At 62.9% G+C, this 6000-nt stretch carries 4 protein-coding genes and 1 other annotated feature; all 4 genes read right to left on the reverse strand.

Features of this window, described 5'->3' with window-relative positions; translation table 11 throughout:
* Window positions 1–136: 136 nt before the first annotated feature.
* Window positions 137–925, reverse strand: coding sequence for a trypsin-like serine protease (locus tag VFZ66_24055; protein ID HEX6292283.1), 789 nt, complete (start codon window positions 923–925; stop codon window positions 137–139).
* Window positions 926–1205: 280 nt separating this feature from the next.
* Complete coding sequence (gene ileS / locus VFZ66_24060) at window positions 1206–4448, reverse strand: isoleucine--tRNA ligase (GenBank protein ID HEX6292284.1); 3243 nt, start codon at window positions 4446–4448, stop codon at window positions 1206–1208.
* Window positions 4449–4555: 107 nt separating this feature from the next.
* Window positions 4556–4821 (reverse strand) — a binding site (T-box leader).
* A 165-nt stretch (window positions 4822–4986) separates the two neighbouring features.
* Complete coding sequence (locus VFZ66_24065; protein HEX6292285.1) at window positions 4987–5463, reverse strand: hypothetical protein; 477 nt, start codon at window positions 5461–5463, stop codon at window positions 4987–4989.
* 329 nt (window positions 5464–5792) lie between these two features.
* The coding region (locus tag VFZ66_24070; protein HEX6292286.1) for a hypothetical protein at window positions 5793–6000 on the reverse strand (208 nt) is incomplete at its 5' end.

Consider the following 6000-nt stretch of genomic DNA (forward strand, 5'->3'; position numbering starts at 1 on the left):
ACCCCGTGACGTGTGTATGAATCTTCGGCGGTCGATCGGCGCGGCGAACGTTTTGGTGCTCAGCCCCGGATACACGAACGCGCCTCGATGCTGAATCGGGGCGCGTTGGCGATGAGTAAGCTGATCGGGCTAGCGGCTACGGCAGCGTGACATAATTGCCAAGGAAGGCACGAGCCGACGCCGTATCGGTGCGATAGTCGACGTTGGTCGCCCAGCACTGCGAGTCGCCGGTCGTCGTCACTGCGGCAAGGATGTCGGTGGTGCCGAGGAAGTTCGGGCCGCCCGAATCGCCGTAGCAGGTGCCGCCGTCGCCCGTCGCGTCGTTCTGCGAGAGGCGCAGGAACGTCGGGTTGAGCGCATCGAAGCGCGATGTTGCGACGCGGCGATCGTCGTTGTCGGTGAAGACGGGCTGCCCATCGGCGCGGGTCGGCTCCAGCACGCCATAGCCAACGGCGGTGAAGGTCTGGTCCTTCAGGCCGTTCTGCACCGCCATCTGATCGAGCAGATTCGCGGTTGGCAGCCGGGCCGGGGTGATATTGCGGATCGCGCGATCGAGGACGATTACGGCGATGTCGCCGGTATCATCCTGGCGCTGGCTGTAGGCCGGGTTGGTGTGCATCACGCCATGATGGAAGGTCGACGTTGCCGGATCGAAGTGTGCGTCGAACATGACCCACACATGGTTAATCCCGCGCGACTGAAGGTAGGCGGTGCAGTGGGCGGCGGTGACAAAGACGGTGGGCGAGATCAGCGTGCCGGAGCAAAAGAGGTCTTTCTGGCCGGGAGCGCGCCACTCCGCGACCATCGCGCCGACGTTGGGGTGGCGATCGCCGTCTAGCTCGCCATAGGTGATCGCTTTGGCAGGCGCGATCGTGGCGAGCAGCACGGCAACGAGCGACAAAACGGCGACGATCTTCCTCCGCATGATATTCTCCTTGCTAAAAACGGATGCCGGGAGTCGGGTGCTCGTATGACTCCGGCGTATGCCCGGCGCTGCAAGCAGGACGAGGCGGGCACCGACAGGGGCGGAAACGATCCTCTCACACTCAGGGATCATAACCGGTTTAGAACAGGTTTAATATAGCCCATTTGGGCTATGCGCGTATAGCCCGGAGCGCTATAGCAGACAGGACGAGCGCCCCATTGAACGCTCGTCCTGCTCTGTCTGACGCGGTCTGCGGATCGATTGGCTTCTGACTCTGGCCCTATGCCCGCAGGATGCCGATCTCAAGCGGCACGCCGCCGATCTCGACCTTCATCACGTGGCCCTGCTGCGGCACCGCGCCCAGGTGCAGCGCTTTGGCGAGCGTTTCGCCCTTGATGTAGCTGCCGTAGCGCTCGACCACCTGATCCAGCGACACGCCCTCGTGATGCGCGCCCAGGCCGCTCAGGTACAGCTCGATCCGGTCGGCGATCTCGAAGCCCGCCTCTTTGCGCGCATCCTGAATCACACGCACCAGATCGCGCGCCGCGCCCTCCTGGCGTAGCTCGTCGGTCAGCGTGGTATCGAGCGCGACGAGCACGCCGCCGTCCTCGGCCACGGCGTAGCCCTCCGGCGACGAGCTTTCGACCAGCACCTCCTCCGCCAGCAGCTCCAGCGGCTGCCCATCGACCGTCAGCGCGATCGGCTGGCCCGCCTCGGCGCGACGTCCGGCCTCGGCGGCATCCGAGCCGCTCAACTGCTCAAGCGCGGCTTTGATGCTCGGCACCTGCTTGCCGTACTTCTTGCCGACGAGCTTCAGGTTGGGCTTGAAGCGGTACTCGACCATTCCCGCGCCGGGGTTGCCCGCTGGGCCAAGGTACCTGACGGCCTTGACGTTCAACTCGTCGCGCAGCTCCTCCTCGAACCGCCGCAGCGCGTTGGTCTGCGTGGCTGTCGGCGCGCGCACCAGCAATGATTGAAGCGGCTGCCGCACTTTGACGCCGCTCTGCTTGCGGGCGGCGCGACCGGCAGTGACCGCGTGAAGCAGCGTCTCGGTGTCGTCGAGCAACTGCTGATCGATCGCCGCCTCGTCGACGGTCGGCCACGGAGCGAGATGGACGCTCACCGGCGCGTCGCGGGTACCCTCTGGGTGGTGCTCCGCCACCAGGTTGCGGTACATCGCCTCGCTGAGGAACGGCGTGAACGGCGCGAGCAGCTTGGCAAGCGTCACCAGACAGGTGTACAGGGTGGAGTAGGCCGCGTTCTTGTCGGCGTCGCTCTCCGATTTCCAGAAGCGCCGCCGGTTGCGCCGAACGTACCAGTTCGACAGCTCCTCGACAAACGTCTCGATCCGCTTGGTCGGCTGGTAGATGTCGTAGTCGGCCAGATCCGCCGTGACCTCGGCTACCAGCTTGTTGAGGCTTGCCAGCGCCCAGCGGTCGATGTCTTGCAGCCCCTCCGTCGCCGCCGTGCCCTGCGCAGGCTTCCAGCCGTCGAGGTTGGCGTATGTGACAAAGAAGCTGTAGGTGTTCCACAGCGTCAGCATAAACTGGCGCAGCATCTCGCCGACATGCTCCGGCGCGAACCGGCGCGGGTTGTACGGCGGCGCGCTGGCGTACATGTACCAGCGGGTCGCGTCCGCGCCGTACTGATCGACCAGCATGAACGGATCGACGACATTGCCGCGCGACTTCGACATTTTCTCGCCGCGCACGTCGAGGATATGGCCCAGGCAGATCACGTTCTTGAACGCTGGCCGGTCGAAGAGCAGCGTCGAGACGGCGTGCAGCGTGTAGAACCAGCCGCGCGTCTGGTCGATCGCCTCCGAAATGAAGTCGGCCTGGCCCGCCACCTGGAATAGCTCCTGGTTCTCGAAGGGATAGTGCCACTGCGCCACAGGCATCGATCCGCTGTCAAACCAGGCGTCGGCCACGTCGGGAACGCGCTTCATGCCGCCGCTGCCGCACGCGGCACAATCCCAGCTCGGCGCGTCGACGAAGGGCCGGTGCAGATCCAGGCTGGAAAGATCCTGTCCTGCCCGCTCGCTCAGATCCTTGACCGAGCCGATCACCTCGACCTGGCCGCACTCCTCGCAGGTCCAGATTGGCAGCGGCGTGCCCCAGTAGCGCTCGCGCGAGATCGCCCAGTCGATGTTGTTCTCCAGCCAGTTGCCGAAGCGTCCGTTCTTGATGTGATCGGGCACCCAGTGGATCTGCTGGTTGTTGGCGATCAGCTGGTCCTTTTTGGCCGTGGTGCGGATGTACCACGAGCGCTTGGCGTAGTTCAGCAGCGGCGTCTTGCAGCGCCAGCAGAAGGGATAGGTGTGCTTGACCCGTCCGCTCTTGAAGAGCAGGCCGCGCTGCTTGAGGTTGCGCGTGATCAGCGGATCGGCGTCTTTGAAGAACATTCCGCCGAAGCCAAGCTCGTTGAACTCAGGCAAGACCGCGCCGTTCAGATCGACCGAGAAGAGCGTCGGCATGCCGTACCTGCGCCCGATCTCAAGATCGCCGTAGGCCGGAGCGATATGCACGATGCCGGTGCCGTCCTCCAGCGAGACGAAATCGTCGGCCACGACGCGATAAGCCGTGCTCCAATCGACGGTTTCGCCTGGGCCGGGCACGCCCTCGAAGAGCGGCTCGTAGCGCAGATCGACCAGCGTATGGCCTTCCACGGTAGCGAGCACCTGCGCGTCCTCGCCCAGCACTTGCTCCACGAGCGCCCGCGCCATGACGTAGCGAGCGCCGTCTTTCTCCACCAGCGCGTAGTCGGCGTCGGGCTTGACCGCCAGCGACACGTTCGCCGGAAGCGTCCACGGCGTGGTTGTCCAGGCCAGCAGGGACGCGCCCTCCAGCCTGCCCGCCAGCGCGTGATCGGTCGGCCTGACCTTGAAGTTGATCCAGACCGAGGGATCGTCGGTATTGTCCTCGTAGCCGAGCGCGACCTCCGCGTCGGCCAGCGTCGTGCCGCAGCGCGGGCAGTGCCACGTCGTCTTGTAGTCGCGGAAGAGCAGATCGCGCTGCCACAGCTCCTTGACGATCCACCACAGCGACTCGACGTAGCTGTTGTCGTAAGTGACGTACGGATTCTCAAGGTCGAGCCAGTAGGCGATGCGCTCGGTCAGCCGCTCGAACTCCGCGACGTAGCGCCCGACGCTCTCCTTACATTTGGCGTTGAACGCCTCGATGCCGTACTTTTCGATGTCGGGCTTGCCCCGGAAGCCAAGCTCTTTTTCGACCTCGACTTCCACGGGCAGGCCGTGCGTATCCCAGCCGCCGCGCGCGCCGATCACATAGTGGCCCTGCATACGCTGGAAGCGGTTGATGATATCTTTGGTTACACGCGCCTCGACGTGATGCACGCCGGGCTTGCCGTTGGCCGTCGGCGGCCCCTCGAAGAAGATGAACGGCCTGTTCCGATCACCGCTTTCGAGCGATCGTTTGATCACATCGCTCTCGCGCCACCACTGGGCGATCTCGCTTTCGAGCGCGGGAAACGAAACACGGGTGTCAACGGGTTTGAAAGCCATGCTACGCTCCTTTCCTGGCCCACCTGCGGCAGGCTCTCTCGGTCTATGATGTGTTCCGCATCTGGCGATCCGCTGCGGCAGGGATCAAAAAACCCCGTCCCCAACAGAAAGGGGACGAGGCGTTATCACCCCGCGGTACCACCCCGCTTGGCGCATTGCTGCGCCCGCTCGGTGAGATGCTATCACATCTCCGTCTGGGTAACGGCTGGCGAGGCCGGATCGGTCTACTAGGTCTGCGGACGCACGGCCCGTCTCGACGGTTCGGCGATCAGCTCAGGGGTGATTTTCAAGCTATCTGCTGCGCCTGCTCGCACCTGCCGCAGGCTCTCTGATGCAGCGTCAACAGTTTACTCTTCCCCGTCGTCGCTTTTGTAGTGCGAAGTATAGTCGATGGCGGGGGTGGAGTCAAGCTAGACCAAAGGCCAAAGGGCCTGGGGATACACGAACAAAAGAATAAAAGAACAAAGGAACAAGGCTTAATTGGCTTGTTCGCTTGCTCCCTTGTTCTATCGTTTGTTCTCTTGGTCCCTCGGCAGCGCTACTTCGGCAGCGCGACGCTTGCAACCGCTTTGCGCTCGCCGCCGGTCTGATAGACGACGACGCGCGGATTGCTGGTTTGCTGCACGACCCGCTCAGGATGCACCGCCCACATGAGGATGTTTCCGACATGGGGCCGGATGGCGGTATCGCCGGAGAGCTGGCCCGCTTGCAGGTGCGCGTTTCCGGCACCAAACATCGCGCCCTGGCCGGAGTCGCCCTCAAGCGCAATCTCGTACTCTCCGTCGGCTAAGCCTTCGAGCGAGACAACGAATTGCACTTTATTCTTGCTTGGGATCACCACGACGTTTCCGCTGCCTTCAGGGAAGGTCAGAACGTAGGGCTGAGCAGGATTCGATGCCGCCGTTGAGACAACTCCTCGTGACATCAGCAGTGCTCCGATCACGATGATTGGAATGACGATGTACAGCAGCGTTCGTGAGAAGATCGAATGCCGTGCTTGTCGGGCTAGCTGCATTGCAATGCTCCTTGTTGCGCCGTCAGGCGTGGTCTGGGGGCGTTCCCCAAACAGTCCCCGTGCTGATGCAGAATTGGCAGGCTCCCCAATATGCGCCGCGATTCTGCATTATTGAAGTGGCAATCGTTTGATCGAGATGAGCGCCTTGAGCTTACGTGAGCTTCTACCTCCTGACGGCAGCGGATGCTGCCATGTGGGGGGTATCAACCGTGTACGACGAGCGCCTTGATGCGTAGTAGACACTATGCTGCGCTTCGATTGCTCACACAGCGCGTTATTCGGCGTCACCGTGATGGTATTCTCAGTATACCCGATCAGTCAATAGCTCATCAAGCGGCGGCTTGCGCGATCATCGAAAGAATGGTGTTATGATCGGCGATTAATCGGACGACAGCGACCGTTAAGGTCACGATCAGCACGGAAAATGAGAACGCTCGCATCCAGAATGAGAAGACGGTGTACCGCCCTCGTCGCCGCTCAACACTGCTCAGCACACAGGCGCGCACCTGGGGAATCGCTGCAAAGGTGGAGCGCGCA

Source organism: Herpetosiphonaceae bacterium (assembly GCA_036374795.1).
GTDB lineage: Bacteria > Chloroflexota > Chloroflexia > Chloroflexales > Kallotenuaceae > LB3-1.